Origin of the sequence: Aerococcus urinae (genome assembly GCF_001543175.1) — a bacterium.
Classification (GTDB): domain Bacteria; phylum Bacillota; class Bacilli; order Lactobacillales; family Aerococcaceae; genus Aerococcus; species Aerococcus urinae.
On sequence record NZ_CP014161.1, the window covers coordinates 54,731 to 75,558 of the forward strand.

11 protein-coding genes are annotated in these 20,828 nt (G+C 46.9%); all 11 read left to right on the forward strand.

The features are described from left to right. Nucleotides 1–32: 32 nt before the first annotated feature. The 11 genes from AWM73_RS00260 (at nucleotide 33) to AWM73_RS00310 (ending at nucleotide 20,809) form a co-directional block, all read left to right on the forward strand. Nucleotides 33–662, forward strand: a complete 630-nt coding sequence (locus AWM73_RS00260) for a helix-turn-helix transcriptional regulator (protein WP_060777533.1) — start codon at nucleotides 33–35, stop codon at nucleotides 660–662. Then, nucleotides 659–1,477 carry a pyruvate, water dikinase regulatory protein gene (locus AWM73_RS00265; RefSeq protein ID WP_060777534.1) on the forward strand — a complete coding sequence of 273 codons (819 nt, stop codon included), beginning with the start codon at nucleotides 659–661 and terminating at the stop codon, nucleotides 1,475–1,477. The genes AWM73_RS00260 and AWM73_RS00265 overlap by 4 nt, the downstream gene beginning before the upstream one ends. 500 nt (nucleotides 1,478–1,977) lie before the next feature. After that, a complete protein-coding gene (locus AWM73_RS09105) occupies nucleotides 1,978–2,631 on the forward strand; it encodes a glycoside hydrolase family 73 protein (protein ID WP_060777535.1) in 654 nt (217 codons plus the stop codon). Between the two features lie 80 nt (nucleotides 2,632–2,711). Continuing rightward, the gene (locus AWM73_RS00275) at nucleotides 2,712–3,368 is read left to right on the forward strand and encodes a GntR family transcriptional regulator (protein ID WP_060777536.1); all 657 of its coding nucleotides are present in this window, start codon (nucleotides 2,712–2,714) and stop codon (nucleotides 3,366–3,368) included. 158 nt (nucleotides 3,369–3,526) lie between these two features. Next, complete coding sequence (locus AWM73_RS00280; protein WP_060777537.1) at nucleotides 3,527–5,983, forward strand: UvrD-helicase domain-containing protein; 2,457 nt, start codon at nucleotides 3,527–3,529, stop codon at nucleotides 5,981–5,983. 62 nt (nucleotides 5,984–6,045) lie between these two features. Further along, nucleotides 6,046–8,028 carry an NAD-dependent DNA ligase LigA gene (gene ligA, locus AWM73_RS00285; RefSeq protein ID WP_060779035.1) on the forward strand — a complete coding sequence of 661 codons (1,983 nt, stop codon included), beginning with the start codon at nucleotides 6,046–6,048 and terminating at the stop codon, nucleotides 8,026–8,028. A 63-nt stretch (nucleotides 8,029–8,091) separates the two neighbouring features. After that, nucleotides 8,092–9,228: a CamS family sex pheromone protein gene (locus tag AWM73_RS00290; protein WP_060777538.1), complete on the forward strand. Its 1,137-nt coding sequence runs from the start codon at nucleotides 8,092–8,094 to the stop codon at nucleotides 9,226–9,228. Nucleotides 9,229–9,369: 141 nt separating this feature from the next. Then, nucleotides 9,370–9,669, forward strand: a complete 300-nt coding sequence (gene gatC, locus AWM73_RS00295) for an Asp-tRNA(Asn)/Glu-tRNA(Gln) amidotransferase subunit GatC (RefSeq protein WP_060777539.1) — start codon at nucleotides 9,370–9,372, stop codon at nucleotides 9,667–9,669. Between the two features lie 5 nt (nucleotides 9,670–9,674). Then, nucleotides 9,675–11,126, forward strand: a complete 1,452-nt coding sequence (gene gatA / locus AWM73_RS00300) for an Asp-tRNA(Asn)/Glu-tRNA(Gln) amidotransferase subunit GatA (RefSeq protein ID WP_060777540.1) — start codon at nucleotides 9,675–9,677, stop codon at nucleotides 11,124–11,126. 15 nt (nucleotides 11,127–11,141) lie between these two features. Continuing rightward, nucleotides 11,142–12,572, forward strand: coding sequence for an Asp-tRNA(Asn)/Glu-tRNA(Gln) amidotransferase subunit GatB (gene gatB, locus AWM73_RS00305; protein ID WP_060777541.1), 1,431 nt, complete (start codon nucleotides 11,142–11,144; stop codon nucleotides 12,570–12,572). A gap of 335 nt (nucleotides 12,573–12,907) precedes the next feature. Further along, entirely contained in the window at nucleotides 12,908–20,809 is a 7,902-nt protein-coding gene (locus tag AWM73_RS00310) for a G5 domain-containing protein (RefSeq protein WP_060777542.1), read from the forward strand. Nucleotides 20,810–20,828 lie beyond the last annotated feature (19 nt).

A 20,828-nucleotide genomic window follows, 5' to 3' on the forward strand; every position in this document is an offset into this window, starting at 1 on the left:
GGCCAAGTTCACTGGCAGAATAGAGGTAAGCTATGCAATTCACTGACCGACAAAAACAAATCATTGCTATTGTCAAAGACCAAGAACCCATCAGCGGAGAGGCCATTGCCAAGCAATTTGGCCTGTCTAAATCCACCCTTAGAAGTGACTTGGCCCTACTGACTATGACCGGGATCTTGGATGCCCGCCCTAAAGTGGGCTACTTTTATACCGGCCTAGGTTTTGATCCCTTATTAGGTCAGAAACTGAGCGAGGTTAAGGTGGCGGAACTCATGGCTAGTCCGGTTAATATTTCAGCCAAAACTACGGTTTACGAGGCCATTACCACCATGTTTCTCTATGATAACGGCTCTTTATATGTGACCGATGAGGACCAACACCTGCAAGGGCTGGTTTCTCGGAAAGACTTATTGCGGTCTTTGGCTACTAAGAGCCAAACAGAATCCCCTGCTGTAGCCTTGATTATGACCCGGATGCCCAATATTGTGGTGGTGGAAAAAGACACCCTAGTCCTGGAAGCGGGTAAGCTCCTGGTTGACCATAAGGTGGACTCCTTACCGGTCGTTAATAACCGTAAGGATTACCAAGTTCTTGGTAAGATTACCAAAAGCCATTTAGTCGAATTTTTTGTCAATACCTTAGCGAATGAGGGGGACTTATGAGACAAACCAAGCAAGTATTTTTTATCATATCTGATGCTGTCGGTGAAACGGCCCGACAGGTTACCCGGGCGGCTTTAGCCCAATTCGCTCCCGACTTGAAGAGCGACTTACGCCGCTTTCCCTTTGTGAAAACCCAGGAGGAATTAGGTGAAATTCTTCGTGATGCCAAGGCGGAAGGGGCCATTGTGGCAGCCACCTTTGTTAATGAGGACTTGGACCGCTTTGCCCACCAATACGCAAAAGATCATCAACTCACCTATATTAACTTCCTCCATGAGCTGATCCAGGGGATTGGTCAAGCCACTGGTCTAAGTCCTAAGGAACAGGCTGGAGGTTTACGCAAGGTGGATGACGCCTACCTGGCTCGGATGTCAGCAGTGGAATTTGCTATCAAGTATGATGATGGTAACTACCCCAAGAAGGCCTTCTCCCAAGCGGATATTGTTATCCTGGGCGTGTCACGGTCTTCCAAGACTCCTTTGTCGCTCTATTTAGCCAACCGGGGCTATCGGGTGGCTAACTACCCCTTGATTCCAGAAGTCCGCTATCCCGAAGAACTCTACCAAGTTGACCCTAAGAAAATCTTTGGACTCATGGCTTCGCCCCAATACATTATGAATATTCGAACCAACCGCTTGAAATATTTGGGACTCACATCAGATGCTAAGTATAGCCAGTTGGATCGGATAAAATATGAATTGGTGACGGCTAGTGACTTGTACCGAGAATTAGGCGCCCATGTTATTGACATTGAGTACAAGTCCATTGAAGAGAGTGGCGCCGAAATTATTGAATACCTCAAGGAAGAGCAATGAAAATTTTAAGAGCATTAGCGAAGAAAATTTACTAAATGGATTTGAGCATTCGTTCTGCTTTTGAATTTTAGCCCTTGAAAAGCCATGGCATCGGTTCGGGCAGCTATAGCTCTAGGAGCAAAGCGACTTAGAGATATAGTTCAAGGTTGCGACAGCAACGTTGCTACACTTTTCTTCCCGAACCTAGCGAGCTTCAAACGGATAGTACGGCTAATCGCCTACTATCCGGTAATTCACATCGCTTGCTTGTCATGGCTAAGGCCTAAATTCAAAGCACCACTACTGCTCAAATCCATTTACAAAATAAATCGAGTTAATAAAATTAAACAATCTAAAAGGAGACTGGGGCAAAAATCTCAGCCTCCTTTTTTGAGCTATTTTTATCTTCTTGGGAAATTAATGGGCTTAGGCTGGGGAAAATGATACAATTAAAGATAGAACAATAAGTTTTGGTAGAAGTGATCATCTATTAAGACTTAAGAGGTGAAAGGGGAGGCCCGGTGGCGCGTAAAAGAAAGAAAGGTCCTAAGATAAAACTTAAAAAGTACTTTTGGCCCAAGAAAAAAAGGCAGCAAGTTGCTGTGATCATCTTAGTGGCTCTCTCTTTACTTGGCCTGACCTATTGTGCCAATAACTACTTGCCTTACTTTAATTTTTCTGCCTACCAATGGAAGGATAAGGAAATGAGTGACCAAGAGGCTGCTTTCATCAACCAAATTGGGAATTATGCTACTCTGAATTATTCCCAATCCCAAGTTCTCCCCAGTGTGGTTATTGCCCAAGCCATTCTGGAATCGGACTTTGGCAAGAGCCAGTTGGCCAGCCAGTATGGAAATCTTTTCGGGCGTAAGGCGGGTGCAGGGGAACCCAGTGTAGCCCTGTCGACCCAGGAGTATGGTTCAGGCGGCTGGGTAACCATTACTGATCACTTTAAGGTCTATCCTGACTGGCAGAGTGCGGTGATTGACCATGGCCATTTAATGGTTAATGGCACCGATTGGAACCACGACCTCTACCTAGGTGTCAGACAAGCGCGTCATTACCGCCAGGCCACCAAGGCCCTAGCTGAGGCTGGTTATGCGACAGATCCAGGCTATGCGGACAAATTAAACCACTTAATTGAAAGTTACGGTCTCATGCAATTTGATCCCTAAGCCAAAAAAGGAATATATTTAGCTAATAATTTTTGGTATCATTAAAAGGAAATTTAACGTTTGCGAGGGAGGAAGCAAGAATGGCTAAGTCTATGAGTTATAAGGAGAAAGCTTATCGCTATTTGAAAGAACAAATTGATAATAACGTGTTGTTAGCAGGAACTCATTTAAAAGAAAATGATTTAGCTAAACAATTGGATATGTCGCGCACCCCCATTCGCAAGGCCTTGGACCAACTAGCTAAGGAAAAATATGTCCGAATTGAGCCCTATAAAGGGGCCGTGGTTTGTAAGAATACCCTTAATTCTAAGGCCATTGTAGAACGGCTCCAATTTATTGAGCTCTTGGTGACGGCCCTCTTTAAGCAAATGGAAAATAAGGGCATCACGGTAAATACCAAGCAGTTAGACGAAATCGCCCACCATTTAAAGTGGGATAAGACCATTGACCAGATTAATGACTATTATGATGCTGAGGCTAAGCTCTTCCAGCTCTTAGTTTCTTATCATTCCAATGCTTACTTCCGCCGGGTGACCCTGGATACAGTCTTAAACCTGCATGAACTCTATATCAATGAAGCCAAAAAACGGGAAGAGCGCTTCTTAGCAGAGTTAGAAGACATGCAAAATATTTACCCACCCTTCATCCAGGCCCTCAAAGACGGCGATTATCCCCAGGCCAATAAGTATATCCGCATGTGGATCAATAAACTGATCCTGCAACAAATTAATTATTAAAAATAGAAATAAGGAAGCTGAAAAAATTCAGCTTCTTTTTCAATTATAAGAAATCTGTTAGAAAGTGTTTCATCACACACTTTCGATAAATTGAAACTGTTTGATGGCGGGATATAGAAGTGATAGACTATTAAAGAATATCAGAACGGAGGTTTGGTATGACCCATATTAATCAATTAATCGACGGTCTCAATCCACAACAAAAAGCAGCAGTCCAATATACAGAAGGCCCCCTCTTAATTATGGCTGGGGCGGGATCGGGGAAAACCCGAGTCCTCACCCACCGCATGGCCTATTTATTAGAAGAAAAAGCGGTCCGGCCTTGGAATATCTTGGCCATTACCTTTACCAATAAGGCGGCCAATGAAATGAAGGAACGGGTGAAAAACCTGGTCGGTGAAGCCGCAGATACCATGTGGGTAAGTACCTTCCACTCCATGTGTGTGCGGATTTTGCGCCGGGAAGCAGAAGCCATCGGTCTCTCCCGGTCCTTTACCATTGCTGATCCGGCTGAACAACAAAGTTTAATCAAGCGGATCATGAAAGACCACAATCTCGATACCACTCAATTTAAGCCTAAGATGATCTTAGGTAAAATTTCTGATGCCAAAAATAACTTACTTGACCCCAAACAGTACCGGGAAGAGTACTCCGGCTTTATCGAAAACATTGTAGCTGACCTCTATGAAGACTACCAAGCTGGCCTCCAAGCGGCCCAATCCTTGGATTTTGATGATTTGATTATGTTGACGGTCCGCCTATTTAAGGAACAACCGGAGATTCTTTCTTATTACCAACAAAAATTCCACTATATCCACGTGGATGAATATCAAGATACTAATGAAGCCCAATACCGCTTGGTCAAGCTCTTAGCGGATTACTTCAAGAATATCTGTGTGGTTGGGGACGCTGACCAAAGTATCTACGGCTGGCGGGGAGCCAATATGGAGAATATCCTTAACTTTGAAAAGGACTACCCCCAAGCCAAGGTCATTCTCCTCGAACAGAACTACCGGTCCACCAAGACTATTCTCAAAGCGGCCAATGAAGTGATTCAAAACAATGTCCACCGCCAAGCTAAGAAGCTCTGGACCGATAACCAGGCCGGTGGAAAGATTAACTATTACCGGGCCCAAAACGAACAAGATGAAAGTCACTATGTCTTGGATAAGATCCGCCAAGCCACCACTGATAAGGACTACCAATACAAGGACATTGCTATCCTTTACCGGACCAATGCCCAGTCTCGGACCATGGAAGAAGCCCTGGTCAAGGCCAATATCCCTTACCGGATTGTTGGCGGGCTCAAGTTCTATGACCGTAAGGAAATTAAGGACGTCTTGGCATACCTGCGCCTCTTGACCAATCCCCAAGATAACCTTTCCTTTACCCGGATTATTAACGTGCCTAAGCGGGGGATCGGACCAGGCACCCTGGATAAGTTACGCCGCTTTGCTAGTGAGCACGGTCTAACCCTCTTACAGGCCGCCCAAAAGGTAGATTATGCGCCTATTTCAGGAAAAGGAGCCAAGTCGCTCAAGAAATTTGCGGACATGATGACCAAGCTGCAAAAACAAAGAGAATTCCTCACTATTACCGACCTCACCGAAGAGGTCTTAGATAAGTCGGGCTACTTAGCTGACCTCAAGGCCCAAAAGACCTTGGAAGCGACGGCCCGGATTGAAAATATCGAGGAATTCCTTTCCGTGACCCGGGCCTTTGACGAACGCTGGGAGAAGGAAGCCGACCAACGTCAAGCCCTAGCAGAGATCACCCAGACTGACCAAGCCGGGAATGCGGTGGAACCGATAAATATCATGGATGATTCCAGTCAAGATGACCAAGCAGGGGAAGTTTCCCTCTTGAGCCCCGAAGAATTAGATGCTGGACTGGGTCAAGCGGCCTTACTAGGCTTAGATCTTGGGGCGGACGCTAGTGATGACGCCCTCTTAGCCTTTATTACCGACCTATCCCTAGTTTCTGACTTGGATGATAGTGAGTCCAATGAAGAAGCAGGACAAGTCAACCTGATGACCCTCCATGCCGCTAAGGGCTTGGAGTTTCCAATCGTCTTTATCATTGGAATGGAAGAGGGCATCTTCCCTCTTTCCCGGGCTAGCGAAGACGATGAGGAATTAGAAGAAGAGCGCCGTCTGGCCTATGTGGGGATTACCCGGGCAGAAGAGGAGCTCTATCTCACCAACAGTTACTCCCGCATGCTCTACGGTAAGCATAAGAGTCACCCAGAATCGCGTTTTATTACTGAAATTGACGATGAACTCTTAGCTAAGGAAGACCATAGCCCGCTCTCAATGGGGAGCTTCTCTTCCAGCCGACCCGCCTACTATAATCGAAGAAATCGGGTCGAAAAATCTGCTGCTAAAGCCCAAGAAAAACGGTCGATCTTTGCAAAGGAACCCAGCCAATCCTCATCCAAGAGCAGTGAAGCGGTGGAATGGCAGGTGGGCGATAAGGCCCGCCATAAAGTATGGGGCGTGGGTACTGTGGTCAAGGTGACCGGCAGTGACAATGACCAAGAATTAGATATCGCCTTTAAGGGGCAGGGAATTAAGCGTTTATTAGCGGCCTTTGCACCCATTAGTAAGGAAGATTAGGAGGTTTCGCTGTGACAAAAGAAGAGCAAGCGCAGGAAAATAGCCAAGCGGTCCAGGAAAGAATGACAGAATTAGTGGACCAGTTGAACCACTATGCCCATGAGTATTATGTCTTAGACCAACCCAGTGTCAGTGATGACCTCTATGACAAGACCTACCGTCAATTGGAAGAACTGGAAGCCAGCCATCCTGAATTGATTCAAAGCGACTCCCCCACGCAAAGGGTTGGGGATGTCTTAAATGAAAAGTTTGACAAGGTTCACTTTGACCATCCCATGCTGTCCTTGGGCGACGTCTTTAGCCAGGAAGAATTAATGACCTGGGTAGACGGGGTCCAAAAGGAATTTGGAGAGGACACTGAGTTTGTCTGCGAGATGAAAATTGACGGCCTGTCTGTCTCCCTTCTCTACCAAGACGGCCGTTTGGTCAGGGGAGCGACCCGGGGCGACGGTAATACAGGCGAAAATATTACCAATAACATTAAAACCATCTCCTCCATTCCCCTCCGCTTACAAGAACCCTTAAATGTGGAAGTTCGGGGAGAAATTTATATGCCCAAGGCTTCCTTTGCTAAATTAAATGAGGAACGAGAAGCAGCCGGTCTGGCGACCTTTGCTAATCCGCGTAACTCAGCAGCGGGTTCGGTCCGCCAATTAGACCCCAAAGTGACCGCCAAGAGAAATCTTAACGTCTTCCTTTATACCGGTGTCCTCCCCGCCGATGCTGGGGTGAACAGCCAATCTGAACTATTGACCAGCTATCCTCAGTGGGGGCTCAGAGTGAATCCGGAATTTAAGTTGACCCACAGTAAGGAAGAAATTTGGGACTATGTCGAACACGTTAGTCAGGTTCGCCATGACCTGGCCTATGATATTGACGGGATTGTGATCAAGGTCAATGACTTCGACCAACAGGAAGAATTAGGCTACACCGTCAAGGCCCCACGCTGGGCCATTGCCTATAAGTTCCCAGCTGAACAGGCGAAAACCACTATTCGGGATATTGAATGGACAGTGGGACGGACTGGGGTAGTCACCCCTACTGCCGTCATGGATCCCGTCCTGGTGGCAGGATCGACTGTTCAACGGGCTTCCCTCCATAATATGGACCTGATCCAGGCCAAGGATATCCGCCTTCATGACACCGTAATGATCCATAAGGCCGGGGATATTATCCCTGAAGTGGTCAGCGTGGTAACGGAAGACCGGGATGCTGATAGTCAACCCTATCCAGAACCCCAAACCTGTCCCATCTGTCACAGTGACTTAGTCCACTTAGAAGATGAAGTGGCCCTCCGCTGTGTCAACCCCGCCTGTCCGGCTCAGGCTAAGGAGAAACTCTTCCACTTTGTTTCCCGTAACGCTATGGATATTACCGGAGTGGGCCCCGCAGTAATTACCCAATTGTACGAGAAGGGTTATGTCAAGGATCCTAGTGACCTCTATCAATTAGATGAAGCCACCCTCCTGACCCTAGACAAGGTCAAGGAAAAATCTGCTCAAAACATCCTCCAAGCCATCGACCAGAGCCGGGAGAATTCCTTAGAACGGCTCCTCTTTGGCTTAGGGATCCGCCATGTGGGCGTTAAGGCAGCCCGCGATATTGCCATGACCTTTGGCTCCATGGAAGCTATCCAGGTCGCTGAACGAGAGGCGATTTCTGCTATTGACGGGATTGGTGAAATCATCGCCGACAGTGTGGAGGAATACTTTGCTAACGATGAGGTGACGGCCCTAGTCAACCGCCTGAGTGAGCGAGGGGTTAATATGACCTACCTAGGGGCTAGCCCGCAAAGTCTGGCTAGTGTGGATTCCTTCTGGCAAGGCAAAACTGTGGTCTTAACCGGTAAACTGACTCACTATAGCCGTCAAGAAGCCAAGGCACTCATTGAAGGTCAAGGTGGGAAAGTTACCGGTTCCGTCTCCAAGAATACCGATGTGGTCGTGGCTGGTGAGGATGCCGGCAGTAAATTGACCAAGGCCCAAGACTTAGATATTTTAATTTTTGATGAAGAAGAGATGTTGAGTCACCTAGAAGATGCCTAGTCACTTGATTTCGTGTTAGAATAGTATGGACTCTACAGATATCGTGATAAAGGAGAGCATACCGTGAAAAAACGCATCCAACATATGATCGTGATTGGCTTAGCGTCACTGAGCCTGTTAGTAGCTTGTGGGAGGGACGCCCAACCCAAATCAACCGCTGGGCAAACCCAAACCACGGAAGAATCAAGTAGTGAAGAGGAAGAAAGTGGTAAGAAGAACACCCTTACCGAAGCTTACTACCCTGCCGCTATCAAAGATGGCAGCTATCCCTTGAGTAACAGCCGGGGCACCTTATCCAGCCGGACCAGCCAAGCTAACCTGGAAAATATGGAACGTGGTCTCTATGAATTAATGAAGAATGCCTATCCTACCGATGAGTATTCCTTGGCTGAAGGCCAGGTCCTATCCAAAGACAAGATCACTTCCTGGCTCAAGCCCAAGTCAGAGGACAATCCTGAAGGGCTCAACCCCGAAGCCAGTGCTGCTAGTGACCGCAATCAATTCCAACCCCGTTATCTGAATTCCATCTTGGAATATAATTTAATGCAGGAAAATGGGGATGACTATGACTTGAAAGTTATCAGCCTAGGACTGGCTATGAATGCTGAAGATCGCTTCCAAAATAAGGATAGCGAAGAAACGGTGGAAATTAGCCGCGACCAAGCCCTCCAGGAAGGTAAGGCCATGGCCCAAACCGTTGTTGAACGCATCCGCCAAGAAGGCAAATATGGCCAAACCCCGATTCAAATCGCCCTTTTCTATAATGACAAGCAAAACAGTCTCGGGGGCGGGTCTTATATGGCAGAAGCCATCGCTGAACCAGGAGCCGGCCTAGGAAAGTGGAAGGAATACAATCGTCAGTACGTGGTTTACGGGGTCGACCAAGCGCCGCGTGAGGAGGATAACACCTCATTCAGCCGTTTCCGTGGCGAAATTGAGTCCTTCTTCCCTGAATTGAGCGGGATTGTCGGCGTTGGCCAGTACGATAACGGCAAGCTAAACGGGATTGACTTCCATATCAATACTCCCTTTGACGGTTATACCGAAAACATCGCCCTAGTCCAACACGTCATTGCCAGTCTGGACGCCATCTATCCTAAAGACGTACAAATGCAGGTGACCGTCGAAGGCCCTAGCCGGATGACCGCCAACATCACCCGCCTATCTGGACAAGGTAAATTTCAATATACGGTGTACTAGACCAGTAGACGGATGAAAAGGGTGTATAGACCTGAATTTGTGAGATTTTTTTACAAGAATAAGTAAGTCAGTCAAAATGCCCTAAGAACTTATGTTAAAATAGAACAGTAAATATTTTGAAAAAGAAAAAAGGAGGCCATTATGTCTATCAGCGAACAAGACTTTAAACACGTGGCACAACTTGCAAAACTGTCCTTTTCTGACGAAGAGGTAGGTCCCATGAACGACCGCTTTACTGAAATCCTCGATATGGTTGAACAACTATCTGAAGTGGATACCGAAGGGGTTGAAGTTATGACCCACGGTATTAACCTAAAAAATATTATGCGCGATGATAAACCTGAAGCAGGTACCGATCGTGACTTAATGTTAAAAAATGCGCCAACCAAACGGGATGGCTTTATCGTCGTACCAGCCAGTTTTGATGAAAGTGAGGATTAATCCATATGAGTCGATTTGATGAAAGCATTAAAGGCTTAAACCAACAATTGGTCGATGGAGAAATCACTGCCGTTGAATTGGTACAGGCTACCATTGACCGTATTAAGGAACTCGATGAAACTTACAAGGCCTTTCTTACCCTAGATGAAGAAGGCGCTCTTGCAGCCGCAAAAGCGAGTGATGAAAAAGGGTATTCTACCGACCGCCCCCTACAAGGGATTCCAATCGGGATTAAGGACAACATCATTACTGAAGGTATTGAAACGACCGCTTCTTCCCGCATTTTAGAAGGTTTTGTGCCAGTTTACCAATCCGCCGTGGTGGAAGCCTTAGAAGCCGCTGGCGCCATTACTATTGGTAAATTAAACTTGGACGAATTCGCTATGGGGTCTTCTACCGAAACCTCCTACTTTGGACCAAGTAAGAACCCTTGGGATACCAGCCGGGTACCAGGTGGGTCTTCCGGTGGATCTGCTGCCGCTGTAGCCTCTGGTGAAGTCGTCGCTTCCCTAGGTTCTGATACTGGTGGATCTATCCGCCAACCAGCCGCCTATAACGGTATTGTGGGGATGAAACCAACTTACGGCCGGGTATCACGCTGGGGCTTAATTGCCTTTGGTTCTTCCCTAGACCAAATCGGTCCAATGACTAGAACCGTTGAAGACAACGCCTTGGTCCTTAACGCCATTGCTGGCCACGACCACCGTGACTCCACCACAGCCGACATTGAAGTCCCTGACTTCACCGCCCAATTAGGTGACAGTATCGAAGGCTTACGGATCGCTGTTCCTGAAGAATTCTTCACCAACGGGATCGAAGCCGACGTCCAAGACCGGGTCGAAAAAGCTATTGACCAACTTGAATCCATGGGAGCCATTGTGGAAAAAGTCCACTTCCCACTCTTAAAATACGGGATTCCGGTTTACTACATTGTGGCTTCCTCAGAAGCGTCTTCCAACTTGCAACGTTTTGACGGGGTCCGTTATGGCTACCGCGCTGACGATATCCAAGACTTGGAAGACCTCTACGTACGTAGCCGCTCAGAAGGTTTCGGTGACGAAGTCAAAATGCGGATTATGTTAGGGACCTTCTCCCTATCTTCCGGTTACTATGACGCTTACTTCAAGAAAGCCGGTAAGGTTCGTACCATGATCCGTCAAGAATTTGAAGAACTCTTTGAAAAATATGATGTTGTTGCTGGTCCAGTCACCACCTCGACCGCCTTCAAATTCGGTGAAAAATCCGATGACCCAATCGAAATGTACTTAGCCGACCTCTTGACCGTTCCTGTGAACTTGGCCGGCCTACCAAGTATTTCGGTGCCTTGTGGTTTCGACAGCGATGACTTACCAATCGGTTTACAATTAATTGGTAACTACTTCGATGAAGCGACCTTGTACAAGACCGCTTATGCCTACGAACAAGCAACCGACCACCACACTAAACATCCAGAGTAGAAGGGAGATTATTACATGAATTATGAATCAGTTATTGGCTTAGAGATCCACGTGGAATTAAAAACCCAATCCAAAGTTTTCTCCCCAACACCTACCAGTTTTGGTGCCGATCCGAATACCCAAACTAACGTGATTGACTGGGGTTACCCTGGGGTTTTACCAGTAACCAACCACCATGCGGTTGAATTTGGCTTACGGGCTGCTTTGGCTTTGAACTGTGAAGTCAACCCGGTCCAAAGCTTTGACCGCAAGAACTATTTCTATCCTGACAACCCTAAGGCCTACCAAATTACCCAATTAGACCGTCCTTTAGGGGAACATGGTTATGTGGATATTGAACTTGAAAATGGGGAAACTAAACGTATCCGCATTGAACGGATCCACTTAGAAGAAGACGCTGGGAAGAGTATCCACGATGAAGGCGATACCTTAGTGGACTTAAACCGCCAAGGCACTCCGCTAGTGGAAATCGTTTCTGAAGCGGACATGCGTTCACCAGAAGAAGCCTATGCTTACTTGGAAAAAATCCGCGAAACCATGATGTTTATCGATGTTTCTGACGTGAAGATGGAAGAAGGGTCCATGCGTTGTGACGCCAACATCTCCTTGCGCCCTTATGGCCAAGAAGAATTCGGGACCAAGACCGAAATTAAGAACTTGAACTCCTTCTCCAACGTCCGTCGCGGTTTAGCTTACGAAGAAAAACGTCAAGCCCAAGTCTTAAACCGCGGTGACCGGGTGGTTCAATCCACCCTCCGTTGGGACAAGGACAACCAAAAGACTGTCCTCATGCGGGTGAAAGAAGGGGAAGCCGACTACCGTTACTTCCCAGAACCTGACCTTCCTGAATTTACCGTCAGTGAAGAATGGTTGGACGAAATCAGAAAATCGATCCCAGAAATGCCAGCTGAACGTCGGAAACGCTACGTTGAAGAATACGACTTACCAGACTATGATGCTATGGTCTTAACCCAAACCCTCGTGATGTCTGACTTCTTCGATGAAGCCGTTAAACTCGGTGGCGATCCTAAACAAGTTTCCAATTGGTTGATGGGTGAAGTGTCCGCCTACATGAATGACAATGAAAAGACCCTGGACGAAATCGGTCTGACTCCAGAAAACTTGACCGAAATGATTGACTTGATTGCTAACGGGACTATTTCTTCAAAAATTGGTAAGAAAGTCTTCAAGCACTTAGCTGAAAATGGCGGCTCTGCCAAGGAATATGTGGAAAAAGAAGGCCTGGTTCAAATTTCTGACCCAGAAACCTTGCTACCAATGATTAACGAAGTCATTGACAATAACCCACAATCCCTAGAAGACTACCGGGCTGGTAAGAAGAAAGCCATGGGTTACTTGGTTGGTCAATTGATGAAACAAACCAAGGGTCAAGCCAACCCACAAGTCTTGAACAAACTATTAAAACAAGAATTAGATAAACGTTAATGTACTTTCTTAGCATATAAAAAATGCCACATCCGTTTGGGTGTGGCATTTTTTCTTGGATTCTTTGCCTTTGTTTCTCGAGAAGATGCAAAAAGAGACAGACTAGAACAAATATTGTTTATTTACTGTCAACTTAAGCTAAAAAGTTGGTTTATTGGTATTGTTTGGGGTATTATTAGGGCTAATTATACAGTGGGATCACTGTAGCTTTAATATAAATAAAAAATAATTTAAAAATGCTTTTAAGATGTTAATATATAGATTAACTAAATTAACTTAATATAATTAGTATAATATTGTATAAGTTAAAGTCTTCGCTTTTATGGAGGAGAACAATGGAGAAGAATTATAGATACGCAATAAGAAAAACCACCTTGGGGGTGGGGAGTGTTGCCATTGCTGCCTTCTTAGCTGGTCAAGGCCAAGAAGTCCAAGCAGCGGAACAACCCGCCCAGCCAAGTTCAGCCCTAGCAGTTGATGCAGTCAACCCAGCTGACCAAGCCGGCTACTATGCTGCAGAAGGGGCCCCAGTTAACACTGACCAACCCGCATCCGGTGACACCGCTAAAACGTCCGGCCTACCTGCCGACACCGTCAACATGCCGATTGTGCCAGCCAATGCATCCAATCCGGACTATTCAGATAATGAGAAGAATATCGACCATTATAGACAATCAGAAATGGCGAATAATGGGATTGGCTATTCAACTAGTGAACAAGCAGGGAAGACAGAAGGGGTAAGCCATGTTGTTACCAACCCTTCAGCAAACTCTACTGATAAAAGAGAGTATGGAATTGATATTTCTATCGATCGAAATGACTCGGAAAGAACTTATAATCATGTTTCGTTTACAGATTCTAAAAGGAATGTGCCTGTTAGAGCGAATAGAACCATAGAGTTTGAAAATGAGGGTTCTCCTACATATATATCGGAAAAAAATGTAGACTTTAAGCCTAGTGGAAATGCGGTTATTGGAAAATCAGGTCCACAATTCAATCTTAATTCGACATTAACTGAATCAGATCTCAAACATATCAATAGATATGATAATAAAGAAACTACTATTTCTTTTAGAGATAGATATACTAAAGATAATACATCTGGACCACATTTTTTTAAAAATGTATCTGATAATAACTTTGGATTTACCTTCGGTGTAAACCCCTATCCAAATGAGAATTCTAATCTATCTCTTATCAAGGTAGTCGGGGACACTAATGTCAACCGAGTGGCTGTCAAAGAAGGCTATATCAAGACAGGTGCCCATATTGAAAATCTCGATCCCGCTGATTATGACCGGGTAGTGGGTCAAGTCTACCATCCTGATGGAACCGTAGTGAAAGAAGCTAACGCCTTCATTATTACCCCTAAGAATATTGATGAATACAAGGCTAAATTAGGCGATGATATCAAGCTCGGCCAAATTATCTTTGCTATGCCTAAGGGCGCCCTAGAAGACCCTAGTTCTATCTTTAATACCGAGAAATTCAAGGGTATACAAAGCCTTAAGGCCCAATTCTTTGCTCGTCCGAGAACCGCTGTAGAATTCCAAGAAGCTGCTGACACCAAGAACATGGATGCAACCGGTGTTGCAACAATGGAAGAGTACAAGACAGCCGTTGCAGAAGGTTGGGACACTTCCCCTTACAAATACGTCGAAACCGGTGCCGGCACCCAAGCTCTTAACCACAACGGTGAGACGGTTATTGCTGACAAGCAAGGCATCGCCCGCTACGACAACTATAATGACCTAGGTTCTATCACCATCAACTTGGACGACACCCGTTACTATGACCAAAAGTTCGACCAAGGTTTTGAAAATAAAACCGATAAGGTGACTCCAATCCTTCCAGGCCAAGGTAAGGTTCTTGAAATTTCGAATAAGGGTATTGATCCGGCCATCGACCCTAACCGCAAGACCTATGAAGAAATGAACGAGGCCGGCAAAAAGGATTTCGCTTCCGGGGTTATTGACCAAGATTTTGTTAAGAAAGCGGAAGAAAAAGGTTGGAAGGTTGAAACTACTCCTGGTGATATTTCTAAGCTCAAGGTGACCGCGCCAGCTGGAGCTAAGGCTGGGGAATTTATCGCCATCCCAATTACTTATACCTACACCAACGGCTCCACCGACCTCCATTGGTTCCACTTTGTAGTTCAAGACTCTAACACCAACAAGCCAGAATACCATGCTGAGGTCGGCTACCAAGGGGATATCCTGACCAATGTGCCGGAGATCCCTCAAGATTCCAAGAAATTAGCCCCACAATCCTTTGAGTTGGTTGACCAAGCGAGTGGTTACAAGGACGACCATGGTAATGTCTGGCATGATGTTAAGATTGATCCTAAAACTGGTGTGGTAACCGCCACCGTGCCAACTGATGCCAACATTATCGGCGGTGAGAATGTCTATATTCCGGTTAAGGTCAACTATAAGGATCCAGATTCTGGTCAATATAAAGAAGAATTTGTCAAAGCCCAATTCATCGCTCGTCCAAAATACAAGACCACTGTCACCGATACCGATGAAAAGTTGATCCCTTATGAAACTAAGGAAGAATATGATGAAAGCCTACCAGCCGGGACCATCCAAGTGGTGACCCCAGGTAAGGCCGGTAAGGAACGGACCATCTTTGAACAAGATGTGATCAACGGCAAAAAAGGTCTCATTGACCCTGCCACTGGCCAATTCACAGCCGGCGACCAACTTTTCCGTAAACGGACTGAAACCATCGAAGAAAAACAAGACCGTCTAGTCAAGGTTGGGGTAAAACCGGTTGAAGAAACGGTAACCATCCCTCGGACTGTTGAAGTGGAAGTGGATCCCAATATGGAAACGACTGCTGAGCCGGTTGTGGTTGAAGAAGGCCAAGATGGCGTGGTGACCGTGAAGACGACCAGAGACCCACAAACGGGCGCGGTCAACATCACTAAGGCCACCACGACACCAGCCCAGCCGAAGAAGGTCAAAGTCGGAACCAAGACTACCGGCACGGTTGTTGATACCGACGAAATTCCATTCACCTACACCGTGGAATTCGACCCTAACTTCTACACCAACTACCCTGACGCGACTGAAAATTACAAGGTCGTGACCCCAGGACAAGCGGGCTCCAACAAGAAGACCTGGACCATTGAAAATTCCAAGGTCGTTGGGGACCCTGTCGTGGAAACCGTGGCCCCAGTCAACGCCGTCATCAAGGTCGGCCAGAAAGACTACACCGGCAGCTTTGAAACCGTGGACAAGGACCCAGTTCCTTATGAAACGGAATATATTGTGGATAATACGCTCGAACCAGGTGCCGAAGTGGTCGAAAATCCAGGGGCTCTTGGTGAGAAGACCACCACAACCACCCATACCATCCAAAATGGCCAAGTGACTGGCTCAACCCCAGGTCAAAGCCTTCAAACTAAGGATCCAGTGAAACGGGTTGTCCGCATTGGGGCGAAGACCAATGGAACCCACCAAGTGACGGAACCCATTCCATTCCAAGTGGAAGTGAAGACCGATCCATCACTTAAGAAGGGCGAATACAAGGTCGCAAATCCTGGTAAGGCAGGTAGCCAAACCAAGACCCTGACCATTGAGAACTCTCAAGTAACGGCTACTTCTGAGCCAACCATCAATGAACAACCTACTAATGCGGTAGTCCTAGTGGGCGACCAAGACTTCACTGGTGAAGTCAGCCACGATGTCACGGAGAAAGTGCCATTCCCAGTCAAGGTCGTTGAAGACCCAACGCTGGACAAGGGCACTTACCATGTGGACCAAGAAGGGTTGCCAGGGTCTAAGACAACGACCTACACCCAAGCTATCAAGAATGGGGCTGCGGATGGGGCCTTAACCTCAGCCGTTACAGCGGAAACCGCGCCTAAGGAACACATTATCCGGGTCGGCACCAAGCCATTAGCGGGTTCCACCAATGTGACAACCACCAACCAAAAACCATTCGATGTGGAAATTGAATATGACAACACCAAGCCAGCTGGTACCGTCGAAGTCGTGCCTAATACAGGCGTGCCAGGTGAAGAGACCCAGACCACTCCAGTCACTGCTGAAGATGGAACGCTGACCCCAGGAACCACCACAACCACTGAAACCAAGGCCCCTGTCAATAAGAAGATTATTGTCGGGACCCAAGGCTACAACGGTGAATTCAGCCATGAATACACCAATGTGGTTCCTTTTGAAACCGAAGTTGAAGTCGACCCAAGTCTGGCACCGAATGAAGTGGTTGAAGTTCAAAAAGGCCAATTAGGTGAAACCACCACCAAGGTGACCCAAAGCATTACTAACGGTGTTCCTGGTGAGAAAGTGGTTTCTGACCCGGTTCAAACCAAGGCAGCAGTTAACCGCAAGATCAAGGTAGGCGCCAAGACCAATGGCCAACATTCTCACACCGAAGAGATTCCGTTTAAATACACGGTTGCGTATGATCCAAGCATTAAAGCAGGCGAATACAAGATAGAAGTACCTGGTACGCCAGGCCAAAGAACAACGACATGGATCATTGAAAATTCCAAGATCGTTGGACAAGCGGAAGTCACTGAAACGGCTCCTGTAGATGCTGTCATCAAGGTTGGCAATAAAGACTTTGAAGGTAGCTTTACCACCGTCGACAAGAACCCAATTCCATTCCAAGTGGAAGTCAAGGTCGACCCAAGTCTGGCACCTGGAACGGAAGTTGTGGACCAAGAAGGTGTCCTCGGGGAAGAAGAAACTCCAACCAGCCATAAGATTGTTAATGGGCAAGTGACCGAATCGACACCAGGTGAAACCAAGCAAACCAAGGCGCCAGTCAAGAAGATTGTCCGCCTTGGGGCCAAGACAGATGGTACTTACACCCATACGGAAGCTATTCCGTTTGAAGTGGAAGTGCGGAAGGTCAAGGACCTCAAGAAGGGCGAATCTAGAGTCGCTCAAGAAGGTCAACCAGGTGAACAAACCACCACGGTAACTATCGAAAACTCCCAAGTTGTCGGTACACCAACCACAACTATCACCAAGGCACCGGTCAAACACATTATCGAAGTGGGCGACCAAGACTTCACGGGCGAAGTGTCCCATAATGTCACTGAAACCCTTCCATTCAAGGTGGACATCCAAGAAGATCCAAACCTCCCACTCTTTGAAATTCAAGAAGTTCAAAAAGGTGAGAACGGATCCAAGACCACTAAATACAGTCAAGCTATTAAGAATGGGGCGGCTGATGGCGAGCTGAAGACGGAAGAAATCGCTCGTACGGAACCGAAGACCCATATCATCAAGGTCGGCACCAAGGCACCAGAAAATTCTGAAAGCAGAGTCAAAGAAGTGCCAGCCGAGATTGAATATGTTTACGATAATACCAAGGACAAGGGCACGGTTGAAAAGGGTGCCTACACCCCAGGTAAGGTTGAAACGAAGATTAAGAATGTCTTCAACCCACAAACTGGCCAAATTGAAACTACAACCGAAGAAGTAGTCACCCCAGCCAAACAAGTGATTGTGGTGGGTACCAAGGACTACACGGGTGAATTCAAGCACACCGAACAAAGTCTGGCACCATTCAAGACCGAATATAAATTGGACCCAAGCTTGAAGCCAGGCCAAGAAGTCGTTGAACAAGAAGGCAAACTCGGTTTAATCGAACGTGACGTCAGTCAGAAATACGTCAATGGCACCATGGCCGACAAGGTCTTTGGTGAAACCCGAGAAGTGATCGCTCCTGAAAATCGGATCGTCCGCATCGGTGCTAAGACCAATGGCAGCCATACTTCTACAGAAGAAATTCCATTTGATGTCAAGGTTGAAGTCGATCCAAGCTTGCCTAAGGGTGACTACCAAGTCGTGACTCCAGGTCAACCAGGTATCAAGGAAACGACTGTAAACATTGAGAACTCTCAAATTGTTGGTCAACCCGTGTCTAAAGTTACCAAGGAACCGGTGACTCAAGTGATCAAGGTGGGTAACCAAGACTTTACCGGTCAAGTGAACCATACCGAACGCTTCGAAGTGCCTTACAAGGTGGAAGTCCGTGAGAATCCAAATCTCAAGGCTGGCGAAACTAAGCTGGTCCAAGCAGGTCAGCCAGGTTCCTACGACGTAACCTACACCCAAGCCATCAAGAACGGCCAAGCCGATGGTGACTTGGAACGCGCAATCTCTAATCCGGTAGAACCTAAAGCCCATATCATTGAAGTCGGCACCCAGCCTGTTGCCGGCACAGAAACAGCTATCAACAAGGAAATTCCAGTTGAAATTGAATACGTCTTTGATGACAGCCTTGAAAAAGGTCAAGTGGAAACTGGTCAATTGACCCCAGGGAAGACAGAAACTAAGGTCGTTTCTAAAGTAGTGGACGGTCAAGTAGTTAATACGGAAGAAACGGTAGTAACTCCTGCTAAACAAATCGTTCGCGTGGGGGCCAAGGACTTTACCGGTGAATACAAGTTCTCTAATACTTGTCCTGTCCCATTCCCAGTTGAAATCAGACAAAACCCTGATTTAGCAATCGGCACGACCAAGACAGTTCAAGAAGGGGTTCCAGGTTCTAAGACCACGGACTACACCCAAGCCATTAAGAATGGTCATGCTGAAGGGGCACCGGTCAGCCAAGATGGCGCCTACACCGCACCAAAAGCCCACATCATTGAAGTGGGGACCAAGCCAGTTGCAGGCAATACCCATGAAAGCAACAAGGAGGTGCCTGTCGAAACCATCTTTGAATATGACCCAAGTCTGGACAAGGGCAAGGTGGAAACCATCCAAGTCGTGCCAGGCCATGTAACCACTCAAATTGTCAACAAAGTCGTTGACGGCAAGGTTGTGACGGAAGAAGTGCCTGTAGTGACCCCAGCCAGACATATCGTTAAGGTGGGCACCAAGGACTATACTGGCAGCTTCACTACGGTCGACAAGAATCCGCTTCCATTTGAAATCGAGTACAAACTGGATCCGACCTTGGAAACCGGCAAAGAAGTTGTTGACCAAGAAGGCGTCCTAGGCGAAGAAGAAACCCCAACCACCCATACCATTGTCAACGGTCAAGTCACCGAATCTAAACCAGGTGAGACCAAGCAAACCAAGGCCCCAGTCAAGAAGATTGTTCGCATTGGTGCCAAGACTGATGGGAGCTACACCCACACGGAAGAAATTCCATTTAAGGTGGTAGTGGAAGTTGATCCAAGCCTTAACAAGGGCGAATACAAGGTTGAAACCCCAGGTCAAGTGGGGCAAAAGACCACTACGGTCACGGTTGAAAACTCTCAAGTTGTGGGCGCGCCAAAGGTAGAAGTGACCAAAGAACCGGTAACCGAAGTCATTAAGGTGGGCGATAAAGACTTTACTGGTCAAGTCAGCCATACCGAACACTTCGAGACCGCCTTTAAGGTGATTGTGCGTCGTAATGATGCCCTCAAACCAGGTCAAGTGAAGACCGTTCAAGAAGGCGTAAAGGGTTCCTATGATGTCACCTTTACCCAAAAGATTAAGAACGGCCAAGCGGATGGGTCACTCCAAGCTGACCGTCATAATGAAATCGCTGCGGTTGATCATATCATTGAAGTGGGACCAGATTGTCCAATCTGCCCAGTTCCTGAACAACCTGACCAACCCGGCCAAGACAAACCAAATCCTGATAAGCCTAATGAAGACAAACCAGGCAATGACACACCAGGTGGACATAACTCAGATGGTGAAAAACCTGGTGATAAGACACCGGACGGACACATTCCAGGGGGAGAGAATCCTGAAACACCTCAACCAGGAAGTGACCAACCGGAAAATCCATCCTCAAGTGATGACAAGCCAGGTAATAACACACCAGACGGCCAAACATCAGAAGATCCTAAGCCAAATGACAAGAAACCAGGTCAAGGCACTTCTGACCCTGACACACCGGGCGGATCCAAGACCAATGAGGGTGTTCCAGGAAAACATCCATCCGATGACAACACACCAGGAAATCCAACACCAGGAGCTGGCATTCCAGGAAACAATGTTTCAACGGATAAGCACCCAGATGGCAATGTCATAAGTGATAAACCTGCAAGTGAGGATCTAGCGATTGATCCTGATTCATCCGCTAGCCTTAGTCCGGTTAGTCATAAGACTAGCTCTACAGATAGCCGCCAACAAGTGCAAGTGGCTTCAGTCTTACCACAAACCGGTGCTGTTGCTTCAGTGACAGGAGTCGGTCTATCCCTACTCCTTGCTGGACTAGGCTGTCTCAGCTTAGACCGTAAGAAGAAAAAATAAAGCTTTCCCTAAGAAAGTT